The sequence below is a fragment of the Chryseobacterium sp. MYb328 genome (assembly GCF_037572595.1).
GTDB classification, from domain to species: domain Bacteria; phylum Bacteroidota; class Bacteroidia; order Flavobacteriales; family Weeksellaceae; genus Chryseobacterium; species Chryseobacterium pennae.
The window spans coordinates 73,380-92,542 of record NZ_JBBGZQ010000011.1 but is presented as its reverse complement, the minus strand read 5'-3'; the positions used below and the strand labels follow the sequence as shown (position 1 = coordinate 92,542).

Below are 19,163 nucleotides of genomic sequence, written 5' to 3'. Positions count from 1 at the left end.
TGCAACTCAAAATATAAAAAACTCTTGAGAGACATTCACTCCGAAAGTTTCGGGTCATTTTAAATTGATTACATTCCCAATCAAAGCAATGTATCTATTTTTTAAACAAAAGGCCCGGAAAAAATTCCGAGCCTATAAAAAAGAATTATATTGAAGTAAAATAAAATAGCATTTAGAAATTATATCTCACCCCCACCTGTGCCTGAAATCTTGATGCAAACTGATCAATGGTATAAGCTGATCCCGGCGTTTTGAAGTTATAAGTAGGATCTCCGGCTGAAGGTTGGCCTGCCGCTATATTTCCAGTTTTAGTAAGTCCTACACTTGCTGTAGAATTAAACGTATTAGGTACAAAGTATACTTTCCCCCAATCTTTATTCAAGAGGTTAGTAAAGTTGATGATACTTAGAGAGATCTGGATATTATTTTTAGATTTCTCGCTCAATCTGATCTCATCCATAATTCTGATATCTGCCTGAATATTCCAAGGCGTTGTATCTCCATTTCTTTCCGTAAATTTCCCTCTTCTTGATTTCAGATAGTCATTATTATTAACGAAGTTCTCATAATCAGCAACCTGCTGCTGGGTACTTACCACTACGTTTCCTGATCCATCTTTTATAGGAACAATATATTTTGCAGCTTCGGCAGCATCCTTAAAGATATAAGCAAGACCCGCAGCCTGTCCCGTATTGGCAATTGTACTGTTTATAAATCCCCATGAGAAAGGGTTTCCTGACTGTGCATTAAAATATACGTTGGTAGATAATCTGTTGGATTTGGAAATATTAAACGCATATCCAAGGTTAGCTACAATTCTGTTCTTGATTGCAAAATTGGAAGTTGTCAACTTAGGGTCATTTGGTGTCAACGATTGATTCATCTGCCAGTTACTTTCCATTGAGTTTCTGATACCATTCGTAATATCTTTCGCATCACCATACGTATAGGCTGCAAAGAAATTAAATCCAAAATTATATGATTTTGAAATCTGAGCCGTCAGGTTGTAACGATATCCTTCTTTTGTATTGGATAAAAGGTAGGCGTTAGAAAACTTGCTATTGATATTGGTTGTGTAAATTGGCATTTCATGATTCACATCATAGCTGTAATACGTTACATTATCTGTTTTATTCACCTGCTGAAATTTCAGATCATACAATACTTTCGTATAAATACCTTCCAATGTCAACTTATATCCTGCAAGAGTATAATCGAATGCCAGGGAACTTCTCCAGACTCTTGGCATTTTAAAATTATTATCAATAAGGTCAACCTGTACTTTAGAGGATTTTGGATCTTTGTTTGGATTCTGCCAATTCGCAAGATTAGTTCCTACCAATGGATCTCCGTACTGAGCAATCTGTGCTGTTGTTGGTCCATTGATATCGTAACTTCCAAAACCAACTCCATCATTATAATAAGCATATCCTAACCATGCAAACGGAATTCTTCCTACAAAAATACCGGAACCTCCTCTTAATACCATAGATCTGTCTTCTGTAACATCAATGGTAAATCCAAGTCTTGGGGATAGTGTCGGCTTGTTAAGATAACTATTGGTTAGCTGGCTCAACGGAGTATAGTTGTAAGTATTTCCGAAATAAGAATCCTGAGGAGATTGGTTTACAAGCGGACTAAGCTGTGGTTTGTTAGGTAAATCTGTATAATCTACTCTTACCCCTGGTGAAAGTCTCACTCTTCCCCAATTAATTTCATCCTGCAGATATAATGAAAGCAGGTTTACTTTATATTGAGCATAAGGATTGTCAAAAAGATCCTGTCTGCTGTTTCCGCCAAAAGGATATGTCCCTCTTACTCTTGCAGGAGTGCCATTATAAAAATCATTTAGTGATTTATAAGATATCCTTCCATTTAAAGCATTTACAAAACCATAATTGATATTGTATAACTCATTGTGAGTTCCCAGCAAGAAGGTATGATTCCCTGTTTTATAAGTTAGGTTATTCGTAATTTCGAAGGTCTTCTGTTTCATATTGAAGACAGTTGCCTCCCTGTCATTTCCTAACAAAATAGTTCCACCGTTATGGGTAATTTCAACCTGTGGAAACATTGCATTACCAGAAGTGGGATCTCTATAATCATGAATAGAAGAATACCCAACCACCAAATTGTTGTTCCATTGATCATTAAAACGGCTTTTCAATTCAAGAGTAGTTGTAGATGCTGTATTTTTCTGCACAAAATCCATACTGGAAAATCTGAAATTAGCACCATCCCTTTCAAGATTGGATGCCTGGGAAAAGACTGTATTATTTTTGATGGATAAAGTATGTTTATCATTGATTTTCCAATCTAACTTATTAAAAAGCTTAGCACTTTCAGAAAAATTATTATATCCATTAAAACCGCCTACATTGAATCCATATTTCTGCTGTACAAAATCTGAAAGTTTCCGGGCAACGGATTCATCTATCAGTGCATTAGGATCATTGGCATTATAAAATATCGGATCTACCCTTTTGGTATATTCCAGATTAGTAAATAAGAAAACCTTATCTTTTACTATAGGCAGGCCCACTCTACCACCATATATAAAATCGGAAAAACCACTTGGCATTTTGGAGTTATCACCTACTCTGTTTCTACCTGTGATTGCTGCATTTCTACCATACACATACAGGGAACCTGTTACGTCATTACTTCCGCTTCGGGTCACCGCATTGATACTTCCTCCAAGAAAATTTCCCAGCTTTACATCATAAGGAGCAATATACACTTGCACATCCTGAATAGCATCCAAGCTAATAGAATTAGAACGAGTACTGCTTCCAGGCATCCCTGAAGTACTGGTCTGACCTCCTAATGAGGGACTGAAACCAATTGCATCATTATTGATAGAACCATCAATTGTCACATTATTATAACGAAAATTGGTTCCATTAAAAGAGTTATTGGCACTTTGAGGAACCAATTTGGTAACATCCTGAATTCCTCTGTTAATATTTGGAAGTCCTGAAATTTGCGTCTGGCTGATCCCAACTCCATATTTTACGTTAGCTTTTTTTGAAGTAATCTTTACCTCATCAATAGACTTCTCTTTACTGCCAATCTCTACTATTGGCAAGTCATTGCTTCCTAAAGAAAGTTGTAAATTAGGATTTTCATATATAACGTGTGAACCATCATATATCTCAATTCTATAAGGCCCTCCCGGTTGAAGATTATCTAAACTAAACTGTCCTTTACTATTACTTTTAGTTTCAAAGATACTATTGGTAGGGACATGCACTACCTTTATCGTAACTTCAGAAGAAATTCCTTTTAATCTTCCAAAAATTCTAGAGCTGGTTTCCTGTGAAAATGCAAATCCAAAAGATAATAAAGCAAAAGCACAAATCAATTTTTTCTTCATAATTTTTAATGCTACAAAACTTGTCGTAAAATTAGATTGATAAAACATGAAGTATGGTAACATACAATTAACATAGCGTGACACAAAGTTTAACATTTCCTTAAAAAAAACTTAATACACACAAGGGATTTATGATATCTTTTTTCGGTCTTTCCATGAAGATTACAGCAAAAAAATGCTTAATTTTAAAGTTTAAAATCGCTTAATATGAAATTCGGACAAGTAGAAGACCCGTCAAAAATAGACTTCACCCTTCCCAAAGATCACTCCAGAACCAAAGAAATTTTAAGCCTTAATAAAAAAGGTCTGGAAAATATTTCTATCGGATGTGCCAAATGGAACAAAACAGATCTTAAAGGATTCTATCCTAAAGGAACCAAGGATGAACTGACCTATTATGCCACTCAATTTAATTCCATTGAATTAAATGCAACCTTTTACGGAATGCCTACTCCGGATCAGGTGAAAACCTGGAAAGAAAAAACACCTGAAAATTTCAAATTCTTTCCAAAAATCACCAATACCGTTTCTCACTTCAGAAGACTCATCGATGTTACAGATCCCGTTACTCATTTTGCATCAGCTATAATTAATTTTGATGAAAAACTGGGAATGGCTTTCCTTCAGCTTCATGATAACTTTAAACCTAAAGATTATGACAGACTGGAAAAATTTGTAAAGGAATGGCCTAAAGAAGTTCCACTTGCCATAGAACTCAGAAATACGGAATGGTTTACCGATGAGGAGATTCTGAATACAACCTGCGAGCTCTTTGAAGCCCATAACATTACAAATATCATTGTAGATACTGCAGGAAGAAGAGATATGCTTCATATGCGTCTTACAACCCCCAATGCCTTCATCCGTTATGTGGGTGCCAATGCAGAAAGTGACTATGAAAGACTGAATGATTGGTTAAAACATCTTTCCCAATGGAAGAAAGAAGGTCTTCAAAATCTATATTTTTTTGTTCACCAGAATATTGAAAAAGCATCTCCCCTCCTTTCCGCTTACTTCATCAAACAAATGAATGAAGAATGGAAAACAGACATTCATATTCCGCAAATGGCTACTGAAAGCACAGGAACCCTGTTTTAGTTAAAATTTTAAATAGACTAATTTTAATTTACTGCTCAAATTACAGTAAATACCTTTTCATAACAGAAAAATTTATACATTAGAGTAATACCCTATTCAGTATGGATAAGGTATACTTAAAAAATAAATGACATGAAAAAGGAAATCTGTAAAATCAGTGTCTCCAGCAACTGGCTTGGAGATGAATATATCTTTTATGAAGACCATACTATAAAAAGAGTATATGACAATCACAGTCTGAACTCCAATAAAACGGAATGGTTAGAACCTCACCAGATCAGTAAACAAAATATGGATAAATTAATAAAAGCATGTCCTGAGGAATGTAAAGAAGAAATTATGCACATTCTGGATTATCCTTAAAAATAAAACTCTCACAGATTTTGCAAATAACGGATCAGCAAAATCTGTGAGAGAATATATAATTTATTTATTCTTTTTCAGAAGGAGAACAAGGTTGAGAAATAAAAGCAGAAAATCCAATGCAATCCAGATTCCAAGCTTTGTATTTTCATAATTATAGGAATCCACCTGCTTTTTGGCAGCTTCGGACAGCTTCATGCTTTGGTTGATATAATTCTGTACTTCTACAATCTGGTCAATATTTTTATTAGGAACCGAATGTTGTGAAAAATAAACCAGATTCTTCTTTCCAAGATAACCTACAATCCAGTATTCATCAGACTTATCCATCTTCAGGTATTCTACCCTGTAATATTCCGGACGTATTTTTCCGATATGCTTCGGCTCAAGCTTAGTATTCTTGTCAATTTTATTGACGTTGATCAGATAGAAATCCAGAGCTTGCGGAAGCTTGTTGATGACCTGTAACCCTACAGAATTATCAACAAATGCCACAGCACTCTTCTTAATAAACCAATAAGTAAAAATAGAGATTGAAGAAACTACTGTCACAATACGGAACAGTCTTGCCCATTTTGCCATTCTTCCTGATTTTACTTTATACAAAATCAAAGAAAAGATACACGCCCAAAAGATAACAAGAATGAAAAATACCATAATGCAAAGATACTCATTTCAGAATTTTTGAGAGAATGTTAATCTACATTCCACTCTTTATAGAACTCATCAAGGAAATTCAGCATATAATCATGCCTTTCCTGAGCCATTTTTTTACCATGTTCAGTATTCATCAGATCCTTTAGCAGCAACAATTTTTCATAAAAATGATTAATGGTTGTTCCATTCGATTTTTTATACTGTTCCTTAGACATATTTAAATCGGGCTGAACATTGGGATCATACATCAGATTATTTTTAAAGCCTCCAAAATTGAATGTTCTGGCAATACCAATGGCTCCAATGGCATCAATACGGTCAGCATCCTGTACAATTTTCAGTTCGATAGGTGGATTTTCCGGTGCCTGACTTCTGTTTTTAAAAGAAATATTTTCTATTACAAATAAAACCTTTTTAATTGTTTCATCAGGAACATTTTGTTTTTCTAAAAATTCCCTGGATATTTTAGGAGCTATCGTTTCATCTCCGTTATGAAATTTAGGATCTGCAATATCATGTAATAATGCAGACAGTTCTACCACATCAGGATCACAGTCTTCTGTTTCGGCTATTTTTCTGGAAAGCTTCCATACTCTTTCAATATGGAACCAATCATGTCCTGCTTCGGCTCCCTCTAGTTTTTCCTTTACAAATTCTACCGTGTTGTCAATTGTACTTTTCATTAATCTATCAATTCATTTAAAATAATATTCCAGAGCTTGTGATTATAACTTCTAAAAAAATTAATGTGCCCGATTTCTTTTTTCTCAGACTCTGCAGTTTTTACCAGCCTGTATGTAGGTTTAAGATTAGGATAGGTATTGTTTAAAAGACTCATAACCCCCTTTTCTGTCAGCCATACATCATCCTCAGCACGAATTACAAATACTTTCTGCGTTAAATTTTTAGAATAATCATCAATTTTCTCCAACAGCCTGTTGGTTGATTTTTTATTTAAAATTAAGGTTCTCCAGTCATATGCACAATTTTTCGGAAGACTTTCTCCAAGTCCGAACCAATTTGCAGGAAAATACCCTAATAATGAAGTAGTTAATGGTTGTACAATACCGAATCCCAAATAGGCCTCAATCTTCGTTTTCAGCTTTAAATTTCCAACAAAAGCGTTTTGGGTTCCTACAAATACAAATTCTTCAAACATTTCAGAATCTTTATTCATACCCAGAATTAAAGCCCCTACAGAATGTCCCAGGCAAAATTTCCTATATTCCGGAAACTGATCATTAATATATGTCGTTAATCTTTTATAATCCTTTGAGCCCCAAATTCTCATAGATCCATGGAACCCTTTCATATTATCAGGTTTAGACAACCCTATTCCTCTGTAATCATAAGTAATTACAGTAAACCCCTGATCAGAAAAATATTGGGCAAATGAAAAATATATCTGCTGCTTCACACCGGTTGCCGAGTTGATCAGCAATAACTTTCCATTATTCTTCTCAGGCTGAAAAAGATGAGCGGTCACGGAAGCTTGGTCCTCTGTGGTAAATATTAGTTTTTCCATAGGATAAAAAGAAAAAATCCACTATAAAAGTGGACATTTTCGATATATTTTAATGCTTAGTTTTAAACTTTCGATATGCCGTAAATAACGTTAAGAAAAGAAATCTGACATTCTCGGCAGGCCGGTCTGTGAACCTTTACCTCCGGAAACGCGCGATGAAACCTCATTTCCAAACTTCACACAATCTTCCACAGAGTTCCCATGGCAAAGTGCGATTGCAAATCCTGAAGTAAATGCATCTCCCATCCCCATCTTATAAACAGTCTTTTCTTTATTCTTCCTGTAATACTTCATTTCTGTCCCGTCAAAATAAATGGTAGAATTGGTATCATCCCTTACAAACACCTTATTAAAGTATTTTTTTAGAACTTCTTCTCTTTTTTCTTCTCCAAAAATAATGAACAGTTCATTGCTTTTAGCTACAATAAAATCTACATCTTCCAGAACTTCATCACTTACTCTCATAGCGGGAGAAGCGTACAAGCCAACTTTTTTGCCATATTTTTTGGCCTTTTTCACTGTATATTCCACAACATCCATCGAAACCTCAAGCTGTACAAGGACAAGGTCCGAAGTATGGAAATAACGGTCAGCCTCATCAATATGAGATTTATTAAGATATTTATTGGCTGCAGGGACTACTACAATAGCAGCATTTCCCTCAGAAGTAGTTACATAAGCTGTTCCCGTTGATTCTTTATCAGTTTCATGTACAAAGCCTACATTCACATTTTCGCTCACCAGATTTCTCATGATTTGCTGCCCAAGAGGATCCATTCCTACACAACCTATAAAATAAACGCTTGCCCCCAATCTTGCGGTTCCTACTGCCTGATTGGCTCCTTTTCCTCCGAAATAACTCTCTGAGTTTACAGCCAGTACTGTTTCATTAGGTAAAGGAAGTTTATCGGTTTCCAAAACAAGATCTATTGAGGAGCTTCCTACAACGATAATTTTTGGTTGTTCTGATGAGAAATTCATTGTGTTTGATATTAGTTTAAAAATTATAACAGACTAAATTCCGTGCCAAAAATAATTAATTTTACCTAACTTATTTCAATAAATTCTGTAATAATTTTCACTGGTGTTTGATTTTTATCATAAGCAATGTAGCTGGCATAAAAACCTTCCCCATATCCGGTCTCAAATGCGAATATAGTTCCGGGATGATCTTCCGAAGGTTTTAAAAATGCATATTGATCTATTGCTCCGTTTTCATCGAAGAAATACTCATGGAAAAACTCTTCGTAGATTCCCATGAAATCGGCACCTTTGTTATGATAAAGTTTCTGTTCCAGCTCATTAAGACTGCTCTGGGTATCCACATCCATCAAACAGCCCATACCACTTTCTACCGGATATCCAAAAACCTCTTCTTCTGCCAGTTCTTTTATGTTCTGCCCCGCAGTGGTAGCCAACTTCCAATCTGTAATTTCGGCAGTATTGAAAACAATTTCGGCATAGGCTACACAATTGCTTTCTCTTTCTTTATGCAACATTACAGAGAATTCTCCTTTTGGAAATTCTGTAGAAAAAGGAAGCATATCATTTGTGATCAAAGGATCGCAAGCCACCAGTTTCCCACTGGAAAGATAGATCTTCCCTACTTCAAAACTTTCTAACAAGGGACTTTCTACAAAGTCCTTCGAAAATAGTTTTTTTATGTTTTCTATATGTGTCATTTTATTTCTTTTCTTTAAACCATCAGGCTGGATACAAGTTATTCATCTGTACCCAGCCTGATTATTAAGCAATGCATTGCCTATATTTTAAATTTACAAAGTCTTCAGCTTCTCTTCCAGGATCGCAATCTTGTCAAGAGCATCTTTTTGTTTCTTACGCTCTACCTCTACAATTTCAGGTTTAGCATTAGCCACAAACTTTTCGTTGGAAAGCTTTTTATCTACTGAGATTAAGAATCCTTTCAGATACTTTAATTCTTCTTCAGTTTTAGCCTTTTCTTCTCCTAAATCTAAGTTTTCACTTAAAGGAATAGAAACTTCTGTTGCTCCAACAAGGAATGTAAAGCTTGGCTTATCTGTTTTCTGTCCGAAATGGATTTCAGAAACATTGGCCAATTTTCTTACTACTGCTTCGTTAGCGAATTCAGAAGCATTGGTATAAATTTCAGCGGCTTCCCTTGGTGAAATTCCTTTGGTCTGACGGTAATTTCTCACTCCCGAGATCAATTCTGCTGCAGTTTCAAAGTTTTTAATAACAGCTTCATCAAATACACCAGCCTCTTTCTGCAGGGCAACGACTAAAGCTTCCTCAATATTCCTGTCTGAAATCGTCTGCCATAATTCTTCTGTTAAGAAAGGCATGAACGGATGAAGTAGCTTCATCAGTTCTTCAAAGAAATATATTGTTTTGTTATACACTTCCTTAGAAATACCTTCTCCATAGTTAGGCTTGATAGCTTCAAGGTACCAACCACAAAAATCATCCCAAATTAGTTTATAAATCAAATGAAGGGCATCAGAAATTCTGAATTTTTCAAACTGATCGTTGATTTCAACAATGGTTTTATTTAATTTATTTTCGAACCATTCGATTGCCTGATTATCTGTAGCGATTGCTGGCTTATCTTCATGATTCCACATGTTGATCAGACGGAAAGCATTCCAGATCTTCGTCATGAAGTTTCTTCCCTGAAGCATCAGGTCCTCATCGAAAAGAAGGTCATTTCCTGCTGCAGAACTTAATAAAATTCCTACACGAACTCCATCAGCTCCATATTTATCCATTAGCTCAAGCGGATCCGGAGAGTTTCCTAAAGATTTAGACATCTTTCTTCTCTGCTTATCTCTTACAATTCCTGTAAAGTAAACGTTCTTAAATGGCACTTCTTTTCTGTATTCCAATCCTGCCATGATCATTCTTGCTACCCAGAAGAAGATAATATCCGGTCCTGTTACCAGGTCAGAAGTTGGATAGTAATAGTTGATATCTTTATTTTCAGGATCAAGTAATCCGTCAAATACAGACATTGGCCATAGCCATGAAGAGAACCAGGTATCCAATGCATCATCGTCCTGTCTAAGATCTTCTACAGTGAACTCCTGATTTCCTGTTTTTTGTTTTGCTAATTCTAAAGCTTCTTCTTTGGTTTCAGCTACTACAAAATCTTCATCTCCTGCCCCATAATAATACGCAGGGATTTGTTGACCCCACCAAAGCTGACGGGAAATATTCCAGTCACGGATGTTTTCCATCCAGTATTTGTAAGTATTTTTAAACTTCTCAGGATAGAATTTCACTTCGTCATCCATTACGACATCCAATGCAGGTTTAGCAATTTCAGACATTTTAAGGAACCACTGTACTGAAATTTTAGGTTCAATCACTGCCCCTGTTCTTTCAGATGTTCCTACTTTATTTACATAATCTTCTGCTTTTAGTAAAAGATCTTTTTCTTCTAATTCTTTTGCGATCTGCTTTCTTACCTCAAATCTGTTTTGTCCTGCATAATGTAAACCATGTTCGTTAAGGTTACCGTCATCATCCAGCGCATCAATCATTTTCAGCTGATGTTTCTGCCCGATCTCATAGTCATTGGTATCGTGTGCAGGGGTAATTTTTAAAGCTCCCGTTCCGAACTCGATGTCAACATATTCATCCTCAATAATAGGGATTACTCTGTTAACGATAGGTACGATTACATTTTTACCTTTTAAATGAGCATATCTCTCATCATTCGGATTGATACATACCGCAGTATCCCCGAAAATAGTTTCAGGACGTGTAGTGGCAACTGAAAGGAATTCTTCTGAACCTTCAATTTTATATTTAAGGAAATATAATTTTCCGTTCTGCTCTTTAAAGATTACCTCTTCATCTGAAATATTGGTTTTCGCTTCCGGATCCCAGTTTACCATTCTGTATCCTCTGTAGATCAAACCTTTGTTATATAGGTCTACAAAACTTTTGATAACTTGCTGAGAAAGCTTATCCTCCAATGTAAAACGGGTTCTGTCCCAGTCACATGAGCACCCTAATTTTTTAAGCTGCTCAAGGATTGTTCCTCCGTATTTATTAGTCCATTCCCAAGCGTGTTCAAGGAATTGCTCACGGGTAATATCTGACTTGTTGATTCCTTCAGACTTCAGTTTAGCAACAACTTTAGCTTCGGTAGCAATGGAAGCGTGATCTGTTCCCGGAATCCAACAAGCATTAAATCCGCGCATTCTTGCACGACGGACCAGAACATCCTGAATGGTATTGTTCAACATATGCCCCATGTGTAATATTCCTGTCACGTTTGGTGGTGGAATAACAATGGTATATGGTGGTTTATCATTAGGCTCTGAGTGGAAATACTTGTTTTCCAACCAGTAATTGTACCATTTTTGTTCTGTTTCCTGTGGATTGTACTTTTCTGAAATCTGCATAAATTCTATTTCTTTGGCTTGCAATTTGCAAAAATAGTCTAAAGAAAAAAATTTTTAAGCATGAATTAAAATAATTTTTAACTTTGTTTCACAAAATTTATCTAACAAACATATTAACATTCAAGAATATGAAGAAATTAATCGCAGGAATTGCATTATTCGGAACATTTGCCCTTGCATCTGCACAAACTATTACCTTTGATAAAACTACTTTTGACTACGGTAATATTAAGCCTAGTTCAGATGGTACAAGATTCTTTACAGTAACAAATACTGGTGATAAGCCTTTGATCATTTCAAATGTAAAACCATCTTGTGGGTGTACTACTCCTGAATTCAGCCAGGATCCGATCATGCCAGGAAAAACTGCTAAGATCAAAGTAGGATATAACACAGCTCTTACAGGAGGCTTCAACAAAATGATTGAGGTTTTCTCTAATGACCCTGCCAACAGCAGAAGTGTAATCTACATCAAAGGAAACGTAGATGCTAATGCTCCTGAAGCAAAAGTATTAACTCCTGCTGAGCAGAAAGAAGCTGCTAAAGCTGAGAAAAAAGCTGCAAAAGTTGCTAAAAAGGCTGCTGCGAAATAGTTCTCTACTAAAAAATAAGGAAACCGTCTCTATTGGGGCGGTTTTTTTGTTATATTTATATTTGAGTTTTGGCTAAAACCACCTCTATTGATGTTGATATCCGTGTGGGTATACATATGGGAATTGTTTTTTAACGGCAATATCTTTTATCTTTTATCTTTTATCTTTTATCTTTTATCTTTTATCTTTTATCTTTAAATAAAAAAATATTATATGGACACCAATTTCTCAGATGACTTTAGGGTAAATGGAAAATTCTCAATTAAAAAAGCTTCTACTTCTTACAAAGGAAAGCTTACCAAAGAAGAAGGAACACAATTATTAATTCAGGAAAAAGAGAAACTTCGTGAATTACAGGAAAGGCTTTATGCTGACGGAAGCCAGTCTCTTCTGGTCGTTCTTCAGGCCATGGATGCTGCTGGAAAAGACAGCCTGATAGAACATGTTTTTGGAGGGGTGAATCCTCAGGGCTGTAATGTAACCAGCTTTAAAACGCCAAGCTCAAGGGAATATTCACACGATTTTTTGTGGAGACATTATCTGGCCTTACCTCAGAAAGGAATGATTGGCATTTTTAACCGTTCACATTACGAAAGTGTTCTGGTCTGTAAAGTTCATCCTGAATATAATTTAAGTGAAAAAACATGGTCTTCTGTAAAGGATTTTGACAATAAATTCTGGGAAAACCGCTATGAAAGCATCCGTAATTTTGAGAAGCATCTTGCCCAAAACGGTACTACCATTATCAAAATTTTCCTGAATGTTTCTAAGGATGAACAAAAGAAAAGACTATTGGACAGAATCAATGAACCGGAAAAAAACTGGAAATTTTCTACAGGAGATCTTCCGGAAAGAGCATTATTTGATCAATATATGGTAGCTTATGAAACAGCAATCAACGAAACATCAAAGGATCATGCTCCATGGTACGTGCTTCCTGCGGACAATAAGTGGTTTGCCAGAACGGCAGCAATTCAGATCATTATAGATACTCTGGAAAAAATGGACCTTAAGTATCCTCAACTTTCGGAAAAAGAAAAAGAAGCTCTTCAACAGTCTAAAAAACAGTTACTGGAAGAGTAATTTGGAATTAATTTGTTTTTAGACCGATGTACCGTGAATATATTTAAAGACTTTTGAATGCAAATTTTCAAAGGTCTTTTTCCATGTAAACTGTTTGGTAGTTTTTATTTTACTTTCATTTTCCGGTAACAGGAAAGGTATAATTTCATTGGGAATCCTCCAAAAAATTTCGGGTGGGTTCTGTCTAAAAATATGGATGTAAAGTTTTAAGGTTTCCAGATACCAGTCCTGATGCTTATGATAATCATTAATTCCGCCTACATTCGGGAAATGATGCAATTCTTTTTCGAGGATTTTCGGGCAGAATTCTTTCCAGTATTCGGTGGTATACAGTAGATGCAGATGCCATACTTTATCTACTGTTATAGAAGGAGATGCTCCATTTTTGGAGATACAGCATAAATAAACAAATTTTTTATATTCTTCAATGGCTAGCATACAAAATCTTCTTGCCCAACCTTCAGTTTGAGCCAATTTTCTGGAAAAAGGAATAACTACTTCTGCCTGGTCAATCTGATAATCTGAAATCCTTTTCCATAAAGGGTTTTGGAGATAATCAAGCTGGGTATTGTCTAATAAAACGGAGGTAAATTCAGGTTTCATAGGTTAAAATCTTAATTGATTAATGCTTTTTTAAAACGAGTATTCAATCAGCATCCACATCCGCAGGATGATGGAGTATTGTAAATATATACGTCTTTTTTATAATGATATTCCAGTAATTTTTCAAAATTGTCCTGCGTCATTTGTTTTTGAAGATCTGTCTTGAATAGGTTCAGTTTAAAATCTTTTTCTGAATTAAGATCCACAGTTACAGAAAGTACCGCATCTATAATCTGTATTTCTGAAATATCTTTCCATTCTGTTTTCTTGCTTTCTGTATAATAATTTATTCCCATTTCTGAAATACTCAAAACAGGAAGAATAACAGGACTTCTTCTTTGTCTCTGTATCAGATAAAGAAAATATTTTACAACTTTATAATGTAAAAACATATATCCTATCCATATAATATTATTGAGTATTTTTACTAATAGTTCGTTTGTTATATCACGGAAAAGATAGATCAGGCCTTGATTAATTACCCAAAATAATCCGTATATAAAAGCCAGATAGAGTATGATAGCAATAAAGCCAGGGTTTTCTTCCGGAACTGATTGTAAAGTTATTTCTGTTTTCATCTCGGTCTCTTTAAGACAAATTTGAGATAACAGAAAAATATAAAAGTCGTTGATAGGTCTTATTTAGCCTGCTAAAGGTCTTATATTGGAATTACAAAAACATAAAATACTATATTACAAATACATACAGCAATGATAATTTCAGGAAAAAGTACTTTAGAAAATTGTATTGTAAAAAAACGAGAAAATCTATAAGCCGGATTTTGTACTTCCAAAGAAGTGCCTGTTATTTATCTACGTCTTACATTGCTGCAAAACTTGAGCTGATTACCCCTCGGTTTTCAGGACGAGCCGCCCCTATTTCCATTACTGAAAAGAACCGATATACTTACCATTGCACCGCAAAGAGTTTACCTGGTTTCACTACAGCCGAACTGTACTTGCTTTCTGTTGCACTTGTCCTACCCTCACGGGTGACGGATGTTATCCGTTTTGCTGCTCTGTGGTGTCCGGACTTTCCTACCTCCCGTAAACGGGAAATCAACAAGCCGATTTTCTCGTGGGCGCAAAGATACAGAAATTTTACTGTAAAAGTATAGAAAGGCCGGAAGCTGGAAGGAAGAGGCTGGAAGTTATTGAGGTACAAAGGTTGAGCTATCACACATTTTATATTATTTTTTTCAAGGCTGCCTGATCATATTTTAAGGTTAGTTTTAAAATAAATCTCTAAAATAACTTCCAGCCTCCAGCTTCAGGCTTCAGGCTTCAAATTATCTTCGATTTCTCCATAATTATTCTTCTCCAATTACCACATTATTATTATCTTCGTGCCATTATACATCTATGAATTCCAGAGAAAAAGAATTTGCGCAGCTCATCAAAGATAATCAGGGCCTGATTATTAAAGTATCGCGCTTATATACCAATTCGCTGGAAGATGAAGAGGATCTTTTCCAGGAAATTGTATTGCAACTCTGGAGAAGTTATGACTCTTTCAAAGGAAACTCCAAGATTTCAACATGGATGTACCGTGTAGCGCTTAACACAGCCATTACCCTCTTTAGAAAAAAAAGCAAAAGCCTTCCTACCAATGAACTGGATATCAACCACAGAGATTTTGTGGAAGATGATGATGAAAAACAACAACAGATTTCGCTTTTGTACACTGTCATCAAGACTCTTCCTAATATAGAAAGAGCCATTGTCATGATGTATCTTGACGATCTGCCTTACAAGGATATTGCAGAAAACCTCGGAATCACTGAAGTCAATGCACGCGTGAAAATGAACAGATTAAAGAAAACCCTTAAAGAACAGATGGAAAAATATGCCTGAATTTGATTTAGATAGCTTTAAGAAGACTTGGCAGGAACAACCTGTAGAGCCAAAATATGACAACAGTGAGATTCTTCGGATGTTGAACAGAAAATCACGCAATTATGTAAAGTATATTTTCTGGATCAGTGTTGTAGAGTTTATGTTTTTTTCAGTTTTGGGGTTATTTTACTTCTTTCAGGAGGAAGAATCGGATAGCTTCCGTAATGTGCTTGAAAGGTTGGGAGCTCAGGAAGCCACAGAGGTAGAAAACAACTTCGGACATTTTTATCTTGCTATTAAAATTCTAAGCTTACTGATTACGGCTTATTTTGTACTGAAATTTTATCAGAACTACCGAAGAATCAAAATTGAAGAAAATCTTAAAGGGCTTATTACCCGGATTATTAAATTCAAGAAGACCGTCAATGCATTTATTCTTATCAGCATTGTATTGCTGCTTATGTTTACATTTGTATTAATTGCCTTTATCTTTTATACTTTAAACACTCAAAATATACAGCCTACCAACTCTAATCTCACCATCATTATTGTTGGAATTACAGTCAGTACGCTTCTTGCTGTATCTATGATCTGGTTTTACTACAAACTGGTATATGGTAGTATCATCAAAAAACTGGATAAAAACCTGAAACAGCTAAAGGAGATCGATTCACAGGAAAATTAGCATTCATAGGCTATAGTTCAAGATATTATTGTTAATTTTATTTCACCAAATCTTTTACTATGCCTTTATCATATGTTTATGGAGCATCTGAAATTCCATTATTAGGACAGACTATTGGAGGAAATCTTAAAAGTACTGTAGAAAAATTCCCAAACCAAGAAGCACTTATCAGTGTTCATCAGGATTACAGAGCAACTTATCAGGAGTTTTATAATCAAACAACTGCCATTTCTAAGGCCCTGATATTTTTAGGAGCCAAAGCAGGAGACAGAATAGGAATATGGTCTTCCAACCGTTATGAATGGGTTCTTTTACAGTATGCTACTGCCAGAATCGGTACCATTTTAGTGAATATCAATCCGGCTTACAGAACCCATGAGCTTACGTATGTACTCAATCAGTCTGAAATCCGTTTTATTTTTTCTTCTTTAAGCTTTAAAACCAGCAATTATAAAGAAATGGTGGAATACGCCAAGGAGGTTTGTCCTAATTTGGAGCACGAAATTTTCTTTGATGATACCTGGGAAGCATTTGTGAATAACGGACAGGAGATTTCTGATGAGGTTCTTCATAGTTTCGAGGAACATGTACAGTTCGATGATCCTGTCAATATTCAATATACATCGGGAACCACAGGATTTCCAAAAGGAGTTACCCTCTCCCATCATAATATTTTAAATAATGGATATTTTATTGGTATCCGACTCAAGTATACGGAAAAAGACCGTGTATGCATTCCTGTTCCCTTTTATCACTGCTTCGGAATGGTTATCGGAAATATCTGTTGTACAACTCATGGAGCCTGCATGGTCATACCAAATGATAGTTTTGATCCGGACATTACATTAAAAGCTGTTTCGGATGAGAAATGTACTTCTCTTTACGGTGTCCCTACCATGTTTATTGCCGAACTTGCGGTAAAAGATTTTGACTCTTATGATTTTTCAAGTTTAAGAACCGGGGTAATGGCTGGGTCAGTCTGTCCTCCTGAAATCATGAAAAAAGTGGAAAGTCTGATGAATATCAAAGAAATGAGTATATGTTATGGAATGACAGAAACCTCTCCAGTATCTACTCAGACTTTAATTGGCACTCCATTGGAGAAACAGGTCAGTACAGTAGGAACCGTTCAGGATCACCTTGAGATCAAGATTATTGATGAAAACGGAAGAATCCTGAAACGTGGTGAACATGGAGAGCTTTGTACAAGAGGCTACTCTGTTATGCTGAAATACTGGAATGATCCGGAAAATACAAAAAAAGTACTGGATGATGCCCGATGGATGCATACCGGAGATATGGCAGTGATGGACAAAGACGGATATATTACTATTTCCGGAAGAATTAAAGACCTTATCATCCGTGGTGGAGAAAATATTTCACCTAAAGAAATTGAGGACTTTTTATATACCTATACCCATATTCTGGATGTTCAGATCATTGGCATTCCGAGTGAAAAATTCGGCGAAGAAGTAATGGCATGGGTAAAAGTAAGACAAGGATTTACAATCACTGAAACAGAGCTTTTAGACTATTGTAAAGGAAAAATTGCCCATTATAAGGTTCCGAAATACTGGAAATTCGTGGATGAATTTCCAATGACCATTTCAGGAAAGATCAGAAAAGTGGAAATGCGGGAGATTTCTATGAAAGAATTGGGACTGGAAAATGTAAAAAATCTATAACTAAAAACACCGGTTAAACATTAGCAGTGTAAAAAAAATCATTTTCCACTGAAAAAATGAGATAAAAAAGACAAAAAATTCACCTAATTCAAGGTGAATTTTGTTTTTTTTAATAAAAAATGAAATTGCAATTTATATATATCATTAAAATTAGAATTATTATGAATATATACAAGCTAATTGCCCCTTCAATAAATAACAACAAACAGATTTTACTCGTTTGCAAATTCAATATTGTTTTTTGACATATTATAAAAATAACACACATATTATAGCCAAATAATACATATACAATAAAAAAAATACCACTATTTTATTCCTAAGATGGTGATTAATACAAATTAATTCCTATATTGGCTCAAGAAAAAATTAATAATTAAAATCTAATAACCACGATGAGGATTGTAATGGCCATCTGCGCCTTATTACTTACTATGCCTGTTTTTTCACAAAAAATTTCGGGTACTGTCACGAATGAAGATAGAGAAGCTGTTTCATATAGTTCAATAAGTATAGGGAAAGAAAAAGTAAGTACGATTACCGATATCAATGGTAACTATTCTTTGGAGATTCCTAATAACACGAATAAAAATGATTATGTCATCATTGAAGCTAACGGATATGAAAGTAAAAAGCTTACAGTAAATGAAATCATCAAAAATGCTGATATCAAATTAGGCAAAAAGGTGAATGCCATTCGGGAAATTAATCTGACAGGACAAAAAACTAAAAGAGAAATAATAGGGGCAAAAAAAAGACCTATGTTTACCTTCTCTAAAATGTTTGATCAAAACGTTCCTACCATTGAACAAGGTCAAATATTCAATATTTACAACTGGACTAAGCTTAACAGCTATAGCTTTCATATTATTCCCAGTTCAAGATTTAAAGAAATTACTTTAAAGTTAAATATATATAGCGTTAAGGATGGATTGCCTTATGAATCCCTTCTTAATGAAAATATAATATTTAAAACCACTACGACAGGCTGGCAAACAATTGACCTTCAAGAATATAAACTCATATACACTCATCTGGATAAACTGGCTATTACCTTACAACTCGTAGAAAGTATTCCTCAGGAGGATACAGGTTTCATATTTGGAATATCAGCCAAGAAGACATTGTCAAATGATCTGTTATATCATTATCAGAGTCAGGGAGATTGGGAGACCAGCATGGGAAGTTTTATCTCCAATATAGATGTTAATTACAATAAAGATAAACGCAAGTAATTCGTTGGATAAAACAAGAATAAATTTTGTTTTG

At 35.2% G+C, this 19,163-nt stretch carries 17 protein-coding genes and 1 other RNA gene; 8 read left to right on the top strand and 10 right to left on the bottom strand.

Going from position 1 to position 19,163, the window contains the following annotated elements; all coding sequences use genetic code 11:
* Positions 1-172 precede the first annotated feature (172 nt).
* Positions 173-3,376: a TonB-dependent receptor gene (locus tag WH267_RS12715; RefSeq protein WP_340008686.1), complete on the bottom strand. Its 3,204-nt coding sequence runs from the start codon at positions 3,374-3,376 to the stop codon at positions 173-175.
* Positions 3,377-3,583: 207 nt separating this feature from the next.
* Here WH267_RS12715 and WH267_RS12710 point away from each other — a divergent pair, with 207 nt between their 5' ends.
* A complete protein-coding gene (locus WH267_RS12710) occupies positions 3,584-4,474 on the top strand; it encodes a DUF72 domain-containing protein (protein ID WP_123318057.1) in 891 nt (296 codons plus the stop codon).
* Positions 4,475-4,606: 132 nt separating this feature from the next.
* Entirely contained in the window at positions 4,607-4,837 is a 231-nt protein-coding gene (locus tag WH267_RS12705) for a hypothetical protein (RefSeq protein WP_115970166.1), read from the top strand.
* Positions 4,838-4,900: 63 nt separating this feature from the next.
* On the opposite strand, the gene WH267_RS12700 is transcribed toward WH267_RS12705, so the two are convergent.
* The 6 genes from WH267_RS12700 to WH267_RS12675 all read right to left on the bottom strand — a co-directional run bounded on the left by WH267_RS12700 (position 4,901) and on the right by WH267_RS12675 (position 11,410).
* The gene (locus WH267_RS12700) at positions 4,901-5,419 is read right to left on the bottom strand and encodes a hypothetical protein (protein ID WP_165852190.1); all 519 of its coding nucleotides are present in this window, start codon (positions 5,417-5,419) and stop codon (positions 4,901-4,903) included.
* A 113-nt stretch (positions 5,420-5,532) separates the two neighbouring features.
* Complete coding sequence (locus tag WH267_RS12695) at positions 5,533-6,177, bottom strand: HD domain-containing protein (protein ID WP_340008684.1); 645 nt, start codon at positions 6,175-6,177, stop codon at positions 5,533-5,535.
* Positions 6,177-7,019 (bottom strand): alpha/beta hydrolase family protein, encoded by an 843-nt coding sequence (locus WH267_RS12690; protein ID WP_340008682.1) that lies wholly within the window; start codon positions 7,017-7,019, stop codon positions 6,177-6,179. Before WH267_RS12690 ends, WH267_RS12695 begins: the two co-directional genes overlap by 1 nt.
* Positions 7,020-7,109: 90 nt before the next feature.
* Positions 7,110-8,000 (bottom strand): ribokinase, encoded by an 891-nt coding sequence (locus WH267_RS12685; RefSeq protein ID WP_340008680.1) that lies wholly within the window; start codon positions 7,998-8,000, stop codon positions 7,110-7,112.
* A gap of 65 nt (positions 8,001-8,065) precedes the next feature.
* Positions 8,066-8,701 carry a DUF4241 domain-containing protein gene (locus WH267_RS12680; RefSeq protein WP_123318055.1) on the bottom strand — a complete coding sequence of 212 codons (636 nt, stop codon included), beginning with the start codon at positions 8,699-8,701 and terminating at the stop codon, positions 8,066-8,068.
* A gap of 93 nt (positions 8,702-8,794) precedes the next feature.
* Entirely contained in the window at positions 8,795-11,410 is a 2,616-nt protein-coding gene (locus WH267_RS12675) for a valine--tRNA ligase (RefSeq protein WP_340008679.1), read from the bottom strand.
* A gap of 128 nt (positions 11,411-11,538) precedes the next feature.
* Here WH267_RS12675 and WH267_RS12670 point away from each other — a divergent pair, with 128 nt between their 5' ends.
* Entirely contained in the window at positions 11,539-12,003 is a 465-nt protein-coding gene (locus WH267_RS12670) for a DUF1573 domain-containing protein (protein ID WP_115970160.1), read from the top strand.
* Between the two features lie 213 nt (positions 12,004-12,216).
* Positions 12,217-13,086: a polyphosphate kinase 2 family protein gene (locus WH267_RS12665; protein WP_340008676.1), complete on the top strand. Its 870-nt coding sequence runs from the start codon at positions 12,217-12,219 to the stop codon at positions 13,084-13,086.
* Positions 13,087-13,104: 18 nt separating this feature from the next.
* On the opposite strand, the gene WH267_RS12660 is transcribed toward WH267_RS12665, so the two are convergent.
* The 3 genes from WH267_RS12660 to rnpB form a co-directional block, all read right to left on the bottom strand.
* The gene (locus WH267_RS12660; protein ID WP_115970158.1) at positions 13,105-13,689 is read right to left on the bottom strand and encodes a glycine-rich domain-containing protein; all 585 of its coding nucleotides are present in this window, start codon (positions 13,687-13,689) and stop codon (positions 13,105-13,107) included.
* A gap of 47 nt (positions 13,690-13,736) precedes the next feature.
* The gene (locus WH267_RS12655) at positions 13,737-14,267 is read right to left on the bottom strand and encodes a hypothetical protein (RefSeq protein WP_340008673.1); all 531 of its coding nucleotides are present in this window, start codon (positions 14,265-14,267) and stop codon (positions 13,737-13,739) included.
* A gap of 176 nt (positions 14,268-14,443) precedes the next feature.
* An RNA gene (rnpB, locus tag WH267_RS12650) (RNase P RNA component class A) lies at positions 14,444-14,767 on the bottom strand.
* Positions 14,768-15,050: 283 nt separating this feature from the next.
* Between rnpB and WH267_RS12645 the strand changes: the two genes are divergently transcribed.
* The 4 genes from WH267_RS12645 to WH267_RS12630 all read left to right on the top strand — a co-directional run bounded on the left by WH267_RS12645 (position 15,051) and on the right by WH267_RS12630 (position 19,129).
* Complete coding sequence (locus tag WH267_RS12645) at positions 15,051-15,542, top strand: RNA polymerase sigma factor (RefSeq protein ID WP_115970156.1); 492 nt, start codon at positions 15,051-15,053, stop codon at positions 15,540-15,542.
* Complete coding sequence (locus tag WH267_RS12640; protein ID WP_123318050.1) at positions 15,535-16,209, top strand: beta-carotene 15,15'-monooxygenase; 675 nt, start codon at positions 15,535-15,537, stop codon at positions 16,207-16,209. The genes WH267_RS12645 and WH267_RS12640 overlap by 8 nt, the downstream gene beginning before the upstream one ends.
* 59 nt (positions 16,210-16,268) lie before the next feature.
* On the top strand, positions 16,269-17,894 hold the full coding sequence (locus tag WH267_RS12635; protein WP_340008670.1) for an AMP-binding protein: 1,626 nt from the start codon (positions 16,269-16,271) through the stop codon (positions 17,892-17,894).
* 395 nt (positions 17,895-18,289) lie between these two features.
* Positions 18,290-19,129: a carboxypeptidase-like regulatory domain-containing protein gene (locus WH267_RS12630; protein WP_340008669.1), complete on the top strand. Its 840-nt coding sequence runs from the start codon at positions 18,290-18,292 to the stop codon at positions 19,127-19,129.
* The last annotated feature ends 34 nt before the right edge of the window (positions 19,130-19,163 follow it).